Raw genomic sequence first — 17443 nt, 5'->3', positions numbered from 1 at the left:
AGCCCCCGCAGGGCATCCTGCGGGGGCTTTTTGTTACTGTTCTTCCTCTTCCTGCCCGTTGATCTTCAGATCGATGATGCGGCCAATCTGGTCATGATAGACCGTCAGCAGGTTGTACTGGCTCATCTCGGAGATGATCTGCGGTGAAACATTAAAGCTGCGGGCCAGCTCCTCCTGGTGAAAATAGCCCGGCTGACGCCGCCTCACGTGGGCCCGACGGCGATTGTACTGATACCACAAAATCAGCAGCCAGCCGTTGAGCGCGGCAAACAGCAGGTAGAGCAACACCGTATTAAAAGACGCAATAATGACGCCCCAGCGGTGGTCGCTCTCCTCGGTGAGCTGCATCCAGAGCCGGGCATACAGGAAAAAAATAAAGCCTCCCCACGCCACCAGCGTTAACGCGGCATCGAAAAGACGTGGCAACAGCCGATGTTCGGTCAGAATTAAGGTATTTTCGTTCATTAAATGCGTCCTTTTCCCCGGTCCGGACTGATCCAGCGCGCGCGGGCGCGCTGGCGTTTAAGCATGACTTTTGGAAATGCGACAAGGGTGGTGAACAGGCCGATCATCCAGTACACCATCGGGAACCAGATCACCCAGAAAAGCGAGCTGGCCACTTTCCGTTCATAGCGCCGTTCGATGTACAAACTGACGAGGAACTGCAGGAGGCACATCACGCCCAGCAGTAGCCCGGTAAACTCCGGTGGAAAGAGGCTCTCCACGGTCAGCCTGGCAGGAACAGGAGCGATATGGCTGAGAATAAATAACAGCACCGTCATCGCGTAGGCGAAGGCCCACAGTGTTGACAGGGCATACTCAAGAAACAGGGGCCACATGCGGTGATGCTCCCAGCGCACAATCCTGCGAAGGTTGACCAGAAACACCTCCGCGCCGCCCTGGGCCCAGCGCAGACGCTGTTTCCACAGGCCCTTGAGCGTCTCCGGCATCAGGATCCAGCACAGCGCCCGCGGCTCGAAAAAAATATCCCAGTGGCGCAACTGCAGCTTCCAGCTGATGTCGATGTCTTCGGTGATCATGTCCGGGCTCCAGTACCCGACGTCCGCCAGCGCCTGCCGGCGAAAGGCGGCGATGACGCCCGAGACGGTAAAGACCCGACCATAGATCCGCTGCGTCCGCTTGATGAGCCCGATAATCGATGAGAACTCGCCCACCTGAATGCGGCCGATCAGCGTGGAGCGCGTGCGAATACGCGGATTCCCGGTGACCGCCCCGACGTGGGGATACTGAATCAGCGGCGCCACCAGATACGCTGCCGTATCGCGGTCGAGCAGAGCGTCGCCGTCAATGCAGACCAGCAGATCGCCCCGGGCCGCCGCTGCCCCGGCTTTGAGCGCCAGCGCTTTTCCCTGGTTTTCCGCGAGGTTAATCACCCGCAGGCGTGGCTGCTCCTGCGCCAGCGCCTGCAGCACCTGCGCGGTGTTGTCAGACGAGCCGTCGTTGATGGCGATAACCTCGATATTTTCATACCGCTGATCCAGCGCGGCGCTAATCGTCTCCCGGGCATTTTGTTCCTCGTTGAAGCAGGGGATCAGAATGGAGATGAGCGGCTCACCGGCGAGCGTCGGGGCGGGCGTCTCTTTATCCCACGACCAGTGGCGTTCAAGCTGAAACCAGAAATAGAGCCCGCCGGTTATCCAGAGCACGGACATGAACAGCGGCCAGAAGAACACAAAATCCAGAATCAGCTCGCCGGTAAAGAGGGCGGCCACGCCTAACGGCAACCCGAATACCAGACATAAAATGGAAAAGGCGATAATGCGATCAGTCATTGTCAGGGTACCAGTACGAAGAAAATACAGGCCTGATGCGTGAGATATCAGGTTGGTTGTTGATGAAATCATCGGGGTAGTAACCGTAGTTTTTGACGCCGTTCAGCTGGAGCACGCGCATCCACTGTGCCAGCTGGCTGTCGGAAACGGCGCGCTGCGGTTTCCGATCCCAGTCCCTGGCCTGCAGTTCAAAAATGGTTTTATCGAGCGCGCCGGGACGCGTGGCGACCGCTTTCACCAGACGCGCCAGCCAGGCATCACTTTCGTCTGCCGGGACGGACTCCATCAGCGGCATGGCCATCGGCACCGTCCAGTCATACTCCGCCAGAAAATCGTCAAGATTCTGCGCGAACCACGCTTCGCTTTCGGGCTGCAGAATGGGTAAGGCGAACATATTGCGGGCGGTTTTTATCTGCGGGCCGCGGATTTGCTTCACCGCCAGGCTCAGGGCGTGGGTAAACCCAATCAGCAGCTGGCTTTTCTGACGCGTGGTGTTCTGAGCGGCGTCCTGCCCGCCATCGTCCACGTCGGTCAGCACCGCATCGTCATGGAACAAGATCCCATTGAAGCTGGCGTAGCGGGCCAGATCTTCATAGATGTCCGTCACCTGCTGGCGCACCTGCGGGTTCCTCGGAGAAAGCCGGATATAGGGCTCGGTGGCATCGCTTAACCGGCCGGTCTGACGATCCCGACGCTGCACGCGCGGCAGGGCAGGATCGAGATCGAACGAGAGCACCGGCATCCACGCGAAGACTTTCACGCCCGCGCGGGTTTGCAGCTGCCAGGAGACAAAATTAAAAAGATCGGCCCGGACCGGCAGCTGGCGGTTGGGAAAATAGAGCGCCTTGATCCTGCCGTCGCCCTGCGGGTCGGCAAACGCCTGCAGGAAAACATGGCTGATTTTCATGTCGTAGACCCGCTGGATCAGCCTGTTGATATTTTGGGTCTGCTGGGCCGGATCGGGATCGTAAACGTAGTCGAGATCGACGTGCATGACGCGCACGGGTTCGCGCTCCTGAACCTGGCTGACCGTACTGGCAAACGCCTTGAGCGAGGGATTGCCGGCGATCAGCAGACGGGGGATATTGCCCAGCTCCTGAACGTTCCCCAGCCCGTCCTCAAGGGTAAAGGCCAGCTGGTAACCCTGCTGTCTGGCGATGGCGAGCGACGTGCCGTTGGCTGCGCCATAGGGCCAGACCCAGGCGCGCGGCGCCTTGCCCGTTACCTGCGTGATTTTGTCTGTCACTTTGCGAACGTCATCGCCGATCCGCTGGTTGAACTGCCGATCGGTTTCATAGCGGCCCGTCGCTTTATCATAAAAGCGGTTGGCGATGGCCGGTTCGCGGCTGCCCTGCGGGTTAGCCGGGATGCCGTAATGCGAGGCCCAGGTGTGCGATCCGATCTCAATCAGCGGAGACCGGCTGAGCTCGCGCACCATGTCCCACGTCGCGAAGCGATCGCGGGGCGTCATCAGGCCGCCGAAGTTAACTTTTTGATTTTCCGGCGTATCCACCCAGCTGCCCACCGGCGCCCACAGCGCAGGGACGTTCCACGCCTGAAGCAGTGGCCAGACGCGGGTGTAAAAGCTGCTGTAGCCATCGTCAAAGCTGAGCAGAACGGCTTTGGGCGGCAGCGTTTTTTTTCCGTCATGGGCATCGAGAATGTTTTGCACGCTGATGACGTGATACCCGTTGTGCAGCAGCCAGCTTATCTGCTCGTTTAGCGCGCTGGTGCGCACGGAGAGGTAGCGCTGATCGGCGGCATCGTCTTCGACGTCGTGGTAGGCCAGCACCAGAAACTGGTTCTGCGGCCAGGGTTTGCTCGCCTCCAGCTGCGGCCGATCTTTGGGCGCAATAAACGAAAATGCCTGCGCGCAGACGCTCGCGCTGAGGCAGAGCCAGCCGAGGAGTATCAGGCTCGCGGAAAAACGTGTGTTCATCATCATCATCCTTAAAAGCGTAAAGTCGCATCAAACGTGACGGAGAGGTTGCTCTCGCGTTTGCCGTCGTAAGGGCGCTTGTCCCAGTTCAGCATCACGCCGGTATCCATGACGTTGTTCCACTGAACGCGTTGTCCGTAACCCAGCAGAGCGATGGCGCCAGCGGACTGATTTTTCTGCCAGTAGCGGCCGCCTCCCGCCACGAACTGCTGGCTCCAGAGGGTGTCGTAATGGCGGACCATCTCATGGTCAACGGCCAGGGCGGCCGTCACGGAGAGATCCCGCGCCGGGTTGTAGTAGAGGGTGTCCCGCAGGCTGTTTTTGCTGGCAGCGATCCCCGGTTCGAGATCCAGCGTCAGGGACGGGGTCTGCCAGAGACGCTCCTTGCCTGTGAGGGTGTATTCCTGTCGGCGGTTATGGTCCGAAAAGCGGCTGAGGGCGGCGTTGAACTGATATTCACGACGCTCGTTTTGATACCAGCGCACGCCACCTTCTCCCCGGTTGGCGCTGATCCCGTTGCGTAACGCCCTCAGGGGCGTGGTGCGCGACAGGCGCTCAAGGCTGCCGCTGACCTGCCAGTTATCGGTGACAAAGTACGTTGTTGAGAGGCGAGCGCCCGGCTTGTTCGCCCCGTGATAGCGGTTGCTGGAGAGCTCGGCTTCGAGCTGGAGATCGCGTGGCCGCCATTCGATGCCGCCCAACAGGTGACGGCTGGAGCCTTTGCCTTCATCGAAATTACCCTCTACATAGCGGGTGCCGGCAAACAGCCGCCAGTTATCCGCTACGGGCGGGCCATAGAGCGTGGCGTCCCAGTTGAGGTCGTGCGTCCCGCTGACGGGGTTATCGGAGTGCAAACCCTTGCTCGCGTTGAGGCGCAGCTCGGACATATGGTGGACGATGCGGAGCCTGTCCAGACGCCTGGCGCTGCGATCGCGCGGCGCGCGGGCAACGACGTCGTCGGCCAGTAAATCCATCTGCCGCCACTCCTGCAGATCCATGGCGACGTAAGCCTGCTGCTGCTCAAGCTCCAGATTCGAGGGCTCCAGCGCCTCCGCCATTTTCAGCGTTTGCTCCGCCGCGCGCGGCAGACCCCGCGCCTGAAGCAGCGTGGCGTAGTCAATCTGCAATCCCTGATTGCCCGGCGCGGTTGTTGCCAGACGTCGCGCCAGCTTTTCGGCTTCTGGCAGGGCATTCGTCGCCAGCAAATAGTTAAAACGGAGCGACTGGCCGGTAAGCCATCGATCGTTCGGCTGAGGAGTAGGGGAGCCGAAATCGTAACGGGTCCAGGGAACGTTACGGGTCTGGCGCTCTGCATACCGGCGGGCGGACGGATACTCTCCCGTATCCAGCCAGGCGTAGAAAAGCGCGTGCTCTTCGTCCTGCGGGTCAGATGCGTATTGCGGATAGCGTTGCAGAAGCGCGAAGGCGGCGGCAGCGTTTTTCTCCTGCAGATATGCGGAGATCACCCAGCCGATTGCCCAGCCCGGTACCGGATGACGGGCTGCCGTCAGATCCTGATATTCGCTGATGACCCGCGGGTAATCGGCATGAGCGTAGAGCGCGCCGAGCCGGTCGATACGCGCAAGGACGATGTCTTCCGCCGCCTGTGGCTCGCCTTGCCAGCGAGACAGCAGCGCGTCGTAACGATTCAGTGCAGATTGCGCAAGCTGCAGGCGCTCTTTTTCTGTTCTGCCTGGCACATCTGCAAGACGAACGCTTTCGGCCGCGGCATTCAGCTCAAGACGACGACGTTCCGCGGGGGACAGCGCCACCTTTTGTGAAAGCAGGAGCGCGGGGGTATTGACCCGGTTATCCGTTAGCGCGTCGATCAGCTCGCGAAGAAGCGCGTGATTTTCTGGCGCGATATCCAGCGCGCGCGTGTCGGCTAAAAGCCGATCCCAGCTTTTTCCCTGGCGTAGCCAGACATACGCCAGCGTCTGAAGATGTGCCTGCGAGGGATCCTCCGCCACCAGCTGTCGGGCTTCCTGCAGGGCAATCGTATCTTTACGGGCATCGGCCAGGGTTTTGATATAGCCGATATGATAATCGTCGTTATCCGGCGCAAGGCTGCGCGCTTCTTTCCAGAGCGCCAGAGCGGGCTGCCACGCTTTTTGATTTCGCCTGGCCTGTGCGACAGCCGCAACGCCGCGGGCGGGCAGCGGCATATAAATGCTGTAGCGCTGCCAGACCTGAATAACCTCGTCATCATGGCCTGCCCAGGCTGCCACCTGTAACCAGTCCGCAACGTGTTCAGGCGTCAGGGCATGCTGCTGCTGATAACGCTGAAGATAATCGAGGAACGACGTGTAATTACCGTTACGCGCCTGTTGAATCTGTTGCTCATAAACGGATTCCGTAGCCTGAACCAGAACAGGAAAGAGTAATAACAGAAACAATAATGTTGGGGTGCGATAAAAGAATAATGTACTGAAGCTAAGTGATCTTTCCATATCTATTTGCCATTTGTTTTTCATGAATCCATTGCATAACACGGCCGCCTTTAAGCTCAGCGTAAAAGGCCATAAATGAGAACATTAAATCTGAATGCAGTGATGTTACGGGGTACTTACTTAAAGGTAATTATGGATCCTCATCTCAGTAGACTGGATGGGAGGTAATGTACACCTGATATGTTGCCGGATAAATATGCTGAAAAGCGGCTGCGTAGTTTTGAGATAATTCTGTAATGAGCAGCTTTTTGTGTTTATTTTGAATTGAGTCATTAATTGTAATTAATTGAAATATAATGGTTTTATTTTTATTGTGACAGTTTTGTATATATTTTTAATGACGCTTATCTGCCTCAATTAAAGTACTTTCTGGTGCATGTTTGGGAAGTTTCATGACAAAAATTCTTAATGTTTAGAGAAGTGACTTTTCTGCGATTGTTTTTTATTTATAATTAATGTCAGCCATTGAATGATAGTCTACAGGAAGTCTTACTCATCAATGTGTGTATTGAGGGATGTCCAAAGCCAGAATACATTTATCGTTAATATAACAGCGCTATAAAACGAAGGCGGTCTTCTTTTCGCAGGATCGTTCTTGCTTTAATCTAAAAGGGATGGTTAGTGGCAACTTCAATAGTGTTAGTGACTCAGGATCGCTACCTTGTCAGGGGCATGCGGATATTTTTTCCGGATATTATCCTGCTCGATTCGATTGACAGAAACATATTTGATAACGGTGCAGATGAATATTCTGTATTGATTGATAGTCGTTGTCCGCTCCGTTTATATGATTACCTGATACGCCATCCGGCCAGAACGAGAAAAACGATCTGCTGCGTTATGCTTGATATGCGCCACCGCGAGGAGAATCTGCTCAGTATGAAGCTGTTTATGAATACGTCGCTTACGGCGCCGGATATGGCCTCGCTGTTTAACCTGGTGCTCAATATGAAGGGCCGTCGCCTGACCACGAAGTGGCTGCTGAATTTACGGCTGAGTACGCATGAAACGATTATGTTGCGGTTGCTGAGGGCAGGGATGTCAATGGAGGAGATTGCAGGCGAGCTGAATACGTCGGTGAAAAGCCTCTATCGCAAACGGACGGCGCTCTCGGAACGGCTGGGGGCGGAGAACTTCAACGAGGCGTGTTTGTTTATCTTCAAAAACAAACTGCTGGGCACTGGTGGGAACGATCCCTAAAGTTGTCAGGAATTCAAAAGCAAAAAACCGCCACGAGGGCGGGTTCGTTAATAAGGTGCGTGTTAACGCGCTTATCTCGATACCGGCGGATGTAAGGTGGCAAAAAATGAGCGGGTGGCGGTTGGATTTTGGGGGAGAGGAAACGCGTATTATAATGAAAAACGAATAGTATCTTCTGCTCTTTAACCCCGTTTATGAACTGCCTGAGGCTAAGCAAGTGTTTTATCCTGAGCGGGTGATACCAGAAGGAGACTCCTGGAAGTGATTGAAAAATTTAAAAGGACGTTAGAAATGAATAAATATCTGTCTGGTCTGTGTGTTGTTTCTTTTTTTTATTTTTCTTCAATAGGTTACGCGCACTCTGCGGGTCTAAATAAAGTTCAGGTTAGTATCAAACCCAGCAGCGGTAATCTAGGATATATCCCGGTAATTTCTGATGCAGATGAAATCGAGCCTTCTGATTTCAGGGAGTCGGATCTACAGGAGATGCAGGATAGCCTGAGGAAGATGAAGTCCAACAACCGCAAAGTCGATGAGCTAACTCAGAAGGTTTCACAGCTTGAGAGAAAGAATTCTGAGCAGGAGAGTAAGATCGAGCGATTGCAAAGAAGCCTTGATGACATGAAGCGGAGCAACGACAACCTTTCAAATCAGGTCAGCAATTTATCCGGCAAAATTAAGTGATAAAAAAGAACCACCACCTGTATTAACTTACCGGGCTATTAGCGTAAGCGTGCCTGCATGAAAGCCACGCTTATCAGCGCCCAGAAATCGGCCGTAGCCATATAGCAAAAACCCAGCCATAGGCTGGGTTTTCTAAATAGTGGTGCCCGGACTCGGAATCGAACCAAGGACACGGGGATTTTCAATCCCCTGCTCTACCGACTGAGCTATCCGGGCAACGGGGCGCATTAAACCCGATCTGCCCGGTGGCGTCAACGAAAAATGTTGTTTTCGTTACGGACTGCGCAATCTCTCACCATTTCGCCGCATCCTTAAGCGAAAAAGTGCGTCCAGAGCGCGGAGAGCGGCATGGCGAGCAGCAGTGCGGGCAGCATGTTCACCACGGCAAACATCTTGATCCCACAGATGCGCAGCCCGGTAGCCAGCAGCAGCAGGCCGCCGACGGCGGTAAAGTCTGCCATCATCGCCGGCGTAGTGAGCGGGAGAATTAACGTGGCGCAGGTAGCCAGTGCCAGCTGGATCAGCAGCATCGGGACGCAAATCGCCGCCACGGCAATGCCGAGCGTGGTGGCAAAAATGGTGGCGGTGAAGAAATCAAGAAACGCTTTTGCAATCAAAATGCTCGGGTCGCCCGTCATCCCTTCCTGCATCGAACCGAAAATCCCGGTGCCGCTGGCGCAAAACAGAATAATGATGGCGACATAGTTCTGAATAAACGTCTCGTGCGTGCCGTGTTTCGCCTTGCCCGGTCGGGCTATCAGGTTTTTGGCTTTGCTCACCGCGCTGTTAATGCCTTTTTCCAGATAGCAAAATTCGCCAATCAGCGCGCCGAGCAGGGTGGCCAACACCATCACCGGCAGGTTGGCGCATTTGACCACCAACAGAATACCGATCCCTAACGATGCCAGGCCGAATATTGAGGGCATGGAGGTGCGAATACGCTCCGGCAGCCGCTGGCTTAGCACTGCGCCGAGTGCGCCGCCCAGCAATACGGCTCCTGCGTTGATAAATGGCCCGATAACCAAAGTTAACTCCTGTTATTTAATCATTGATATTGCATTATTATGGCACGTCAGCGCTGCGCGGGCCTTAGCTTTGGGTGGTTTCGTGCATACTGATTCCTTCTTGCACCTCAAAATAAAAGGTGACATTATTGCGCGAATTTTCTCCTCCCTGTCTCACCGTTCGGTGAGGGTAATTGCGCTTATGAAAACCATGAAAATCGCCGTCAGCCGCGAGCTGCTCTCAACTGTGTCTACGCACCGCGAAAAGGTGACGCTGGACAGCACGGATTTCACCGATGTGGCAGCCGTCGTCATGACGACGACAGAGAGTCGCAGTGGCATCCTTGCATTGCTGAAACGCACGGGCTTTCATTTACCGGTGTTTATTTTCTCTCAGGAACCAACGGAGGTGCCTGACGGCGCCACCGCGGTCATCTCGGGTAAAGCTCAGGAGTTTCTGGAGCTGGAAACTGCTGCCAGCCGTTACGAAGAGAATCTGCTGCCGCCGTTTTTCGACACCCTGAGTCAGTATGTGGAGATGGGCAACAGCACTTTCGCCTGTCCAGGACACCAGCACGGCGCCTTTTTCAAAAAACACCCGGCAGGGCGGCAGTTCTATGATTTCTTCGGTGAGAACGTATTTCGCGCCGACATGTGCAATGCCGACGTGAAGCTGGGCGATCTGCTGATCCACGAAGGGTCCGCCAAGCATGCGCAAAAGTTCGCGGCGAAAGTGTTCAACGCGGATAAAACCTACTTCGTGCTGAACGGGACGTCGGCGGCCAACAAGGTGGTGACCAACGCGCTGCTCACCCGCGGCGATCTGGTGCTGTTTGACCGCAACAACCATAAATCTAACCACCACGGGGCGCTGATCCAGGCGGGTGCCACGCCGGTTTATCTTGAGGCCGCACGTAACCCGTTTGGCTTTATTGGCGGGATTGACGACCACTGCTTTGATGACGCGTATCTGCGGGATCTGATCCGCGAGACGGCGCCGGAGAAAGCCGACGAGCCGCGTCCGTTCCGCCTGGCGATCATTCAGCTAGGCACCTACGACGGGACGATCTACAACGCCCGTCAGGTGATCGACAAGATCGGCCATCTGTGCGACTACATCCTCTTTGACTCCGCCTGGGTGGGCTACGAGCAATTTATTCCGATGATGGCGGAAACATCCCCGCTGTTACTGGAGCTGAACGAGAACGATCCGGGGATTTTCGTGACCCAGTCGGTGCACAAACAACAGGCCGGATTCTCGCAAACCTCGCAGATCCATAAAAAGGATAACCACATTCGTGGTCAGGCGCGTTTCTGCCCGCACAAGCGGCTGAACAACGCCTTTATGCTGCATGCCTCCACCAGCCCGTTTTACCCGCTATTTGCGGCACTGGATGTCAACGCGAAAATACATGAAGGGGAGAGCGGACGCAGGCTGTGGGCGGAGTGCGTCGAGCTGGGCATTGAGGCGCGCAAGGCGATCATTGCCAACTGCCATATGATCAAACCGTTTATCCCACCGGTGGTGGCGGGGCGGCCATGGCAGGATCATCCGACGCACGCCATTGCCAGCGAGCTGCGCTTCTTCAGCTTCGAGCCGGGGGCCAAATGGCACGGGTTTGAGGGCTATGCGAGCGAGCAGTATTTTGTTGACCCGTGCAAGCTGCTGCTGACCACGCCGGGCATCGATGCCGAGACGGGGGAGTACACCGATTTCGGGATCCCGGCGACGATTCTGGCGCACTACCTGCGTGAAAACGGCATCGTGCCGGAGAAATGCGACCTTAACTCGATTCTGTTCCTGCTGACGCCTGCCGAAAGCAGCGAGAAGCTGGCGCAGCTGGTGGCGATGCTGGGGCAGTTTGAACAGCATATTGAAGACGATACGCCGCTGGCGGACGTGCTGCCGACGATCTTCCAGAAATACCCGGTGCGCTACCGGGATTACACCCTTCGCCAGCTGTGCCAGGAGATGCACGATCTCTACGTCAGCTTTGACGTGAAGGATTTGCAGAAGGCGATGTTCCGCAAGGAGAGCCTGCCTGAGGTGGTGATGAACCCGCAGGATGCCAATCAGGCGTATATTCGCGGAGACGTGGAGCTGGTTCGCATACGGGATGCCGAAGGGCGAATTGCGGCCGAAGGTGCGCTGCCCTATCCGCCGGGCGTACTGTGCGTGGTCCCGGGTGAAGTCTGGGGCGGGGCGGTACAGCGTTACTTCCTGGCGCTGGAGGAGGGCATCAACCTGCTGCCGGGCTTCTCGCCGGAGCTGCAGGGCGTTTACAGCGAGAAGGATGCCGACGGGATTAAGCGGCTGTATGGGTATGTGTTGAAGTAGACTCTCCCCCGAACGTAGGCCGGGTAAGCGTCAGCGTCACCCGGCGACTTGCCCGGTGGCGCAAGCTTACCGGGCCTACAATATCGCTTCAGGCTTCTGCGCGGCGGTACATCCTCCTCGGATGCCCAATCTTGCCGTACAGCATCTCCACGCTGAGAAACCCCGTCTCCACGCAGTGTTCCAGATAGCGACGGGTAGTGGTTTTACTCAATCCCGTCTCGCTCACCACCTCATCCACGGTAAAGCAGTGCGTTGCCTTGTCGTTAAACAGCGACTGCACCCGCGCCAGCGTGTTTTCCTCAATGCCCTTGCTGCCGTTGTCCTGGCGGTAGTTTTTCGCCTGAAGCTGATACAGCGAATCCACGTTCTGCTGGTCGACAATCTTCCAGACCCGCTGTTGTTCGGCAAACTGCACGAAGCGCTCCAGCGACTGGCTGAGTCGCTTCCAGGAGACGGGTTTGAGGATGTAGTCGAACGCGCCGTTGCGGATCGCCTGGCTGCAGGTGTCCATATCGCTGGCGGCAGTGATAAAAATCACCGAGCAGTTGGCGCGGGCCAGCATGGGGTTATTGATCAGCGAGATCCCTTTGCCGTCCGGCAGATAGTTATCCAGCAGCACCAGCTGCGGCTGTTTGTTTGCAAGCTCTGCCTGGGCCGCAGCCAGCGACGAGGCAATACCCACCAGCCTCAGACGCGGATGTTTGCCTATCAGCTCCGCGTGCAGTTGCGCCAGTTCGTTCTCGTCTTCAACAATCAGTACGTCGATAAGTTCATGTTGCATAGTCGGTGTCTTCCAGTTGCCGGGCGGTTCCCGTGGCCGGGATAAACAGGGAGAAAATGGCGCCGCGCGGCGTATTATCGGCAACTTCTATCGCGCCGCCAGCCTGTGTGACATAGCTTTCGATCAGATACAGACCAATCCCATGATCGCCGCGTGTTTTGGTGGTGATGCCGCGTTCAAAGATCCGGTCACGGATCTCCGGCTTGATGCCCACGCCCTGGTCGGCCACTTCAATGATCAGCTCCTGTTCGCTGAGCTTTATCAGCACCTCCACCGGCGCGTGGGGAAGCGGCGACCGCTGTGTCGCTTCGATGGCGTTATCCAGCAGGTTGCCAATAATCGAAATCAGCTCTTGCTCCCCCAGCGGCAGGAACGGCCTGTCCAGACGACAGGCCGGGTCGAAACTCAGTTCGACGCCTTTCTCCCGCGCGCGGGCGGCTTTGCCCAGCAGCAGGCCGCACAGGGTCGGGGAGCTAAAGCGCGAAGAGATAAAGTCCAGCAGCTCCTGGGCGTGTTCAGACTGCGCCTGAATGTAGCCAATCGCCTCCTCATAGCGGCCCATGTGCAGCAGGCCGGAGAGGGTGGTCATCCGGTTTAGCTGCTCATGACGCATTATGCGGAGGTTATCGACATAGCGTTTGACCTGGCTAAGCTGGGCGCTCAGCGAGTCGATCTCGTTGCGATCGCGGAAGGTGATCACCCAGCCCTGCAGCGACCCCTCAAGCATGATGTGGACCCGGCTGGCAATCACCGTCAGATCGTTAAAACGGCAAATCTCGTCATGGGTATCTTTCGCCAGCATCGTCTGCGTGTCGAAGAACGGGACCGGATCGATCACCTGACTTATCAGCTGCCCGCGCAGCTCGCGGGCCGGCTGGCTCAGCCCCAGCAGCTTGCGCGCCGCCTGGTTGATCACCTCAATCCGCCTTTGATCGTCAATGGCAATCACCCCTTCATAAATAGACTCCATCAGCGCCTTCTGCTGGCGCACCAGCAGGCCGATCTCGCGCGGCTCGAGGGAGAAGATCTGCTTCTTAATACTGCGGGTAAAGAACCAGGAGAAGATAAAGAGAGCAATTAGCAGCAGCACCGCGGCAATCAGGATATTGACCACTTTACTGACGGTAATGGTGTCCAGGTAGCTGGTGAGATAGCCGACCGAAACAATGCCGACCACCTGTCCGGCAGCGTTGAAAATGGGGGCCTTACTGCGCAGCGAAATGCCCAACCCGCCTTTGCGGATGGTGGTGGTGCTTTTACCCTGCAATACGGCGTCGTTGTCGCCACCTACCAGCGTGGTGCCCACTCTGTCGGCGAAGACGGAGTGAAAAAGATGCTGGCCCTTATTATCGCCAATCACAATAAAGCTGGCGTCACTGTGCGCAGACATCTTCTGCATAAAGTCATGGATGGCGCTGATATTCTTTTGTTCAACTTCATGTCGCAACGTTGGAATAAGCGCAATCTCTTCAGCCTGTATTTTGGCGCGCGTGCTCATTTCCTGATAAAGCTGTTTGCCGACGTCGGCATAATAATATCCGCCCAGTAACGTAAAAAGCACTGAGAAAAAGGCAACCAGCGAAATAAACAGCTTGATCTGGAAAGAGACTTTCATAACTCTCACGCAAGGTAGCGACAAAGATCGCCAATATATCATCTTTTTTCACGCGGACGTCCGCTTTGCCGAAAACTTGTGATCCCTTGCACAGCGGGCGTTGTAAAAGCATCATCCCAAAGACGGGTGGCCTCTGGCTGCACGAATAAATGTTATTTGTTTGTTCAATTCAGAAAAGAAACCATAAAAACCACGACCATAAATAAGGCATAAATCACATTAAATAAAAGAAACCATTAAAACCATAGCTGCCATTAAAACTTCGCTTTTAATATGTCATTCCTCACATAAAGTAAGCCTTTGTGACTCTAAGCTGAACGCACAAAATAACCAAGGGGCTTATTATGAGCACAACTGACGATTCTTTCTCTGTTACCCACGACCCGATTGAAATTCAGCGGCCTTCGCTTAAAGAGCGCTGGTGGCATATTATGGATACCTGGAAAATCGGGATTATTCCTCTGCCGCTGTTCGTTCTGGCGGGCGCGCTGATCGCCATTGATTGCCTGGGCGGAAAACTGCCGAGCGATATCGTGGTGATGGTGGCGACGCTGGCCTTCTTCGGCTTTGCCTGCGGTGAGTTTGGTAAACGCCTGCCGATTGTCGGCAAGCTCGGCGCGGCGGCGATTTGCGCCACCTTTATCCCTTCCGCGCTGGTCTATTATGGCCTGCTGCCGGACGTGGTGGTCGAGTCCACCACCAAGTTCTACAAATCCACCAACATCCTCTACCTCTATATCTGCTGCATTATTGTCGGCAGCATCATGAGCATGAACCGCACGGTGCTGATTCAGGGCTTCCTGCGCATCTTCTTCCCGATGCTGTGCGGCGAAATCGTCGGCATGCTGGTGGGGATGGGCGTCGGCCTGGCGCTGGGTCTTGAGCCATTCCAGATCTTCTTCTTTATCATCCTGCCAATCATGGCGGGCGGCGTTGGGGAAGGGGCGATCCCGCTTTCCATCGGCTATGCCACCCTGCTGCATATGGACCAGGGCGTGGCGCTCGGTCGCGTGCTGCCGATGGTCATGCTCGGCGGTCTGACGGCGATCATCATCTCCGGCTGCCTGAACCAGCTTGGTAAACGCTACCCGCATCTGACCGGTGAAGGCCAACTGATGCCTAACCGCGCCAATGCCGATGCCACCGTCTCTCAGCCTGCATTCTCCGGCAAAGCGGACGTGACCACGATCGCCTCCGGCGCGCTGCTGGCGGTGCTGCTCTACATGCTGGGCATGCTCGGCCACAAGCTGATTGGCCTGCCTGCGCCGGTCGGCATGCTGTTTATGGCGGTGCTGGTGAAGCTCTGCAATGGCGCCTCTCCGCGCCTGCTGGAGGGCTCTCAGGTGGTGTACAAATTCTTCCAGACCTCTGTGACCTACCCGATTCTCTTTGCCGTTGGCGTGGCCATCACCCCATGGCATGAACTGGTGGCCGCCTTCACGCTGACCAACCTGCTGGTGATTATCAGCACCGTCTCCGCGCTGGTGGTGACCGGGTTCTTCGTTGGCAAAAAGATTGGCATGCACCCGATTGATGTCGCCATCGTCTCCTGCTGCCAGAGCGGCCAGGGCGGTACCGGCGACGTGGCGATCCTGACCGCAGGCAACCGCATGAGCCTGATGCCGTTCGCCCAGATTGCTACCCGTATCGGCGGGGCGATTAACGTCTCCATTTCTCTGCTGATTCTGGGCAACTTCCTCGTTTAAGTTTTCAGGAAAGAACAATGAAACTCGCAAGCTTTTTATACCAGGGAAAACGCAGCTACGGCATCGTGCAGGCCGACGGCGTGATTGATTTAGGCCGCCGTCTGGGCGACCGCTACAGCGACCTCAAGGCGCTGCTGCAGGGCAACGGGCTGGCGCAGGCCACCCGCTACCTGAACGATGCCGTGGACGTGCCGATGAGCGCCATCACCTTCTTACCGGTGATTGAGCAGCCGGAAAAAATCCTCTGCGTGGGCATGAACTACGCCGACAAGCGCAAGGAGTTTGACCAGCACAACCCGGCCCCGACGCTGTTTGTCCGCTTCCCGGATTCACAGACCGGCCACAACGAGCCGGTGCTGAAGCCGCGCCACTCCAGCGAATTCGACTACGAAGGCGAACTGGCGGTGATCATCGGTAAAGGCGGGGAGAACATCAGCCGCGACGACGCCCTGCGCCACGTGGCGGGCTACAGCTGCTACATGGACGGCTCCGCCCGCGACTGGCAGCACACCTGGTTCACCGCCGGTAAAAACTGGCGTCAGACCGGCGCGTTTGGTCCGTGGATGGCGACGGCGGATGAGATCCCCGATCCGCACCAACTGGCGATTCGCACCTGGCTGAACGGCCGCATGGTGCAGGAAGACAACACCAGCAGCATGATCCACAAGGTGGCGGAGCTCATCGAGTACATCAGCACCTTCACCCGCTTAAGTCCTGGCGATGTGATCATCACCGGATCCCCAGGCGGGGTGGGTAAAAAGCGTAACCCGCCGCTGTTTATGAAAGAGGGCGATCGCATTGAGGTGGAGATCGAGCATATCGGTCATCTGAGCAACGTGATTGTGGAAGCGCCAGCCGTTGGGCTTGCGGCAGCACATTAAGTAAGGCGGCAGCATGCACTCGCAACCCATCGATTTTCGCCACACGCTGGTGGCGAAACATCCGGAACGCTTAAGTCAGATCCGTTATCTGCTGGCAGACAGCGGCCTTGGCCTGGACAACGACATCACGCTGTTCGTCGAAGCCTGGTCCGGCTCGCAGCTGGTGGGTTGCGCAGGGCTTGCCGCCAACGTCATCAAGTGCGTGGCGGTTAACGAGCAGCTTCGCGGCGAGAACCTCAGCGCGCGGCTGCTGGCAGAGGTGGAACATGCGGCGCTGGAGCGCGGCCATTTTCACCTCTTCCTCTGCACCCGTCCGTGCAACCGGGAGCGTTTTGCCCGCAGCGGCTTCTGGCCGATTGCCCAGAGCGGGAACAACGCCGTGCTGATGGAGAACACCCCGCAGGGGATCGCGCGCTACTGCCGTTCTCTGCGCGCGAACCGCAAGTGCGGGGAGAAGATTGGCGCCATCGTGATGAACGCCAATCCGTTCACCCTCGGCCATCGCCATCTGGTGGAGCAGGCGGCGGCGCAGTGCGACGCCCTGCACCTGTTCGTGGTGCGCGAAGACGCCTCGTTCTTCCCGTTCAGCGCGCGGCTCGAGATGGTGCGCGCGGGCGTGGCGCATCTGCCGAACGTGGTGGTGCATGAAGGCTCGCAGTACATCATCTCTCGCGCCACGTTTCCTGCCTACTTCCTGAAGGAGACCGGCAAAGTACAGCAGGCGTGGAGCGAGATTGACGTGCTGATCTTCCGGGACTTTATCGCCCCGGCGCTCGGCATTACGCACCGCTTCATCGGCTCGGAGCCGTTCTGCGATATCACCCGCCAGTACAACCAGACGCTGCACGACCTGCTGGCCTCGCATATCGAGGTGGTGGAAATGCCGCGCATCAAGGCCACCGGCAACGCCATATCGGCGTCCGAAGTGCGCCGATTACTGAAGACACAGCAGTTTTCCCGGATCCGGGAGATTGTCCCGGACTCCACCTTCGCGCATCTCGAAACGCATTACCGCGCGAGTGCGGAAGTCGCTTAACTACCAGGAATTTATC

13 protein-coding genes and 1 tRNA gene are annotated in these 17443 nt (G+C 56.7%); 6 read left to right on the top strand and 8 right to left on the bottom strand.

Going from position 1 to position 17443, the window contains the following annotated elements; genetic code table 11:
- Positions 1-33: 33 nt before the first annotated feature.
- From pgaD to pgaA, 4 genes are read right to left on the bottom strand one after another with little or no spacing between them, the layout of a single operon-like run.
- On the bottom strand, positions 34-465 hold the full coding sequence (gene pgaD / locus ACMGGQ_RS17260) for a poly-beta-1,6-N-acetyl-D-glucosamine biosynthesis protein PgaD (protein ID WP_420290326.1): 432 nt from the start codon (positions 463-465) through the stop codon (positions 34-36).
- Positions 465-1793, bottom strand: coding sequence for a poly-beta-1,6-N-acetyl-D-glucosamine synthase (pgaC, locus tag ACMGGQ_RS17255; RefSeq protein WP_420290325.1), 1329 nt, complete (start codon positions 1791-1793; stop codon positions 465-467). Before pgaC ends, pgaD begins: the two co-directional genes overlap by 1 nt.
- Positions 1786-3735, bottom strand: a complete 1950-nt coding sequence (gene pgaB / locus ACMGGQ_RS17250) for a poly-beta-1,6-N-acetyl-D-glucosamine N-deacetylase PgaB (protein ID WP_420290324.1) — start codon at positions 3733-3735, stop codon at positions 1786-1788. The genes pgaC and pgaB overlap by 8 nt, the downstream gene beginning before the upstream one ends.
- An 8-nt stretch (positions 3736-3743) precedes the next feature.
- Positions 3744-6182, bottom strand: a complete 2439-nt coding sequence (gene pgaA / locus ACMGGQ_RS17245) for a poly-beta-1,6 N-acetyl-D-glucosamine export porin PgaA (protein ID WP_420290323.1) — start codon at positions 6180-6182, stop codon at positions 3744-3746.
- A gap of 672 nt (positions 6183-6854) precedes the next feature.
- Here pgaA and ACMGGQ_RS17240 point away from each other — a divergent pair.
- Positions 6855-7382, top strand: a complete 528-nt coding sequence (locus ACMGGQ_RS17240) for a LuxR C-terminal-related transcriptional regulator (RefSeq protein WP_045909946.1) — start codon at positions 6855-6857, stop codon at positions 7380-7382.
- A gap of 261 nt (positions 7383-7643) precedes the next feature.
- Entirely contained in the window at positions 7644-8066 is a 423-nt protein-coding gene (locus tag ACMGGQ_RS17235; protein ID WP_235830444.1) for a hypothetical protein, read from the top strand.
- 140 nt (positions 8067-8206) lie between these two features.
- Here ACMGGQ_RS17235 and ACMGGQ_RS17230 read toward each other — a convergent pair.
- A tRNA-Phe gene (locus ACMGGQ_RS17230) sits at positions 8207-8282 on the bottom strand.
- A gap of 95 nt (positions 8283-8377) precedes the next feature.
- Entirely contained in the window at positions 8378-9091 is a 714-nt protein-coding gene (locus ACMGGQ_RS17225; RefSeq protein ID WP_048224854.1) for a DUF554 domain-containing protein, read from the bottom strand.
- Positions 9092-9272: 181 nt separating this feature from the next.
- On the opposite strand from ACMGGQ_RS17225, the gene ACMGGQ_RS17220 reads away from it, so the two are divergent.
- The gene (locus ACMGGQ_RS17220) at positions 9273-11408 is read left to right on the top strand and encodes an ornithine decarboxylase (protein ID WP_234084506.1); all 2136 of its coding nucleotides are present in this window, start codon (positions 9273-9275) and stop codon (positions 11406-11408) included.
- Between the two features lie 88 nt (positions 11409-11496).
- Here the strand turns inward: ACMGGQ_RS17220 and ACMGGQ_RS17215 are convergent, their stop codons facing one another.
- Positions 11497-12189, bottom strand: coding sequence for a response regulator (locus ACMGGQ_RS17215; protein WP_045909944.1), 693 nt, complete (start codon positions 12187-12189; stop codon positions 11497-11499).
- Complete coding sequence (locus ACMGGQ_RS17210) at positions 12179-13804, bottom strand: ATP-binding protein (protein WP_420290322.1); 1626 nt, start codon at positions 13802-13804, stop codon at positions 12179-12181. Before ACMGGQ_RS17210 ends, ACMGGQ_RS17215 begins: the two co-directional genes overlap by 11 nt.
- A 344-nt stretch (positions 13805-14148) precedes the next feature.
- On the opposite strand from ACMGGQ_RS17210, the gene ACMGGQ_RS17205 reads away from it, so the two are divergent.
- From ACMGGQ_RS17205 to citC, 3 genes are read left to right on the top strand one after another with little or no spacing between them, the layout of a single operon-like run.
- Positions 14149-15510 carry a 2-hydroxycarboxylate transporter family protein gene (locus ACMGGQ_RS17205; protein ID WP_420290321.1) on the top strand — a complete coding sequence of 454 codons (1362 nt, stop codon included), beginning with the start codon at positions 14149-14151 and terminating at the stop codon, positions 15508-15510.
- Between the two features lie 17 nt (positions 15511-15527).
- Positions 15528-16391 carry a fumarylacetoacetate hydrolase family protein gene (locus ACMGGQ_RS17200; protein WP_045134818.1) on the top strand — a complete coding sequence of 288 codons (864 nt, stop codon included), beginning with the start codon at positions 15528-15530 and terminating at the stop codon, positions 16389-16391.
- Between the two features lie 13 nt (positions 16392-16404).
- The gene (citC, locus tag ACMGGQ_RS17195) at positions 16405-17427 is read left to right on the top strand and encodes a [citrate (pro-3S)-lyase] ligase (protein ID WP_248222261.1); all 1023 of its coding nucleotides are present in this window, start codon (positions 16405-16407) and stop codon (positions 17425-17427) included.
- Positions 17428-17443: the final 16 nt, after the last annotated feature.

Source organism: Enterobacter sp. BNK-13 (assembly GCF_048685015.1).
GTDB classification, from domain to species: domain Bacteria; phylum Pseudomonadota; class Gammaproteobacteria; order Enterobacterales; family Enterobacteriaceae; genus Enterobacter; species Enterobacter quasiroggenkampii.
Note: the sequence above shows the minus strand (reverse complement) of the source record. Positions and strands in the feature narration are given on the sequence as shown.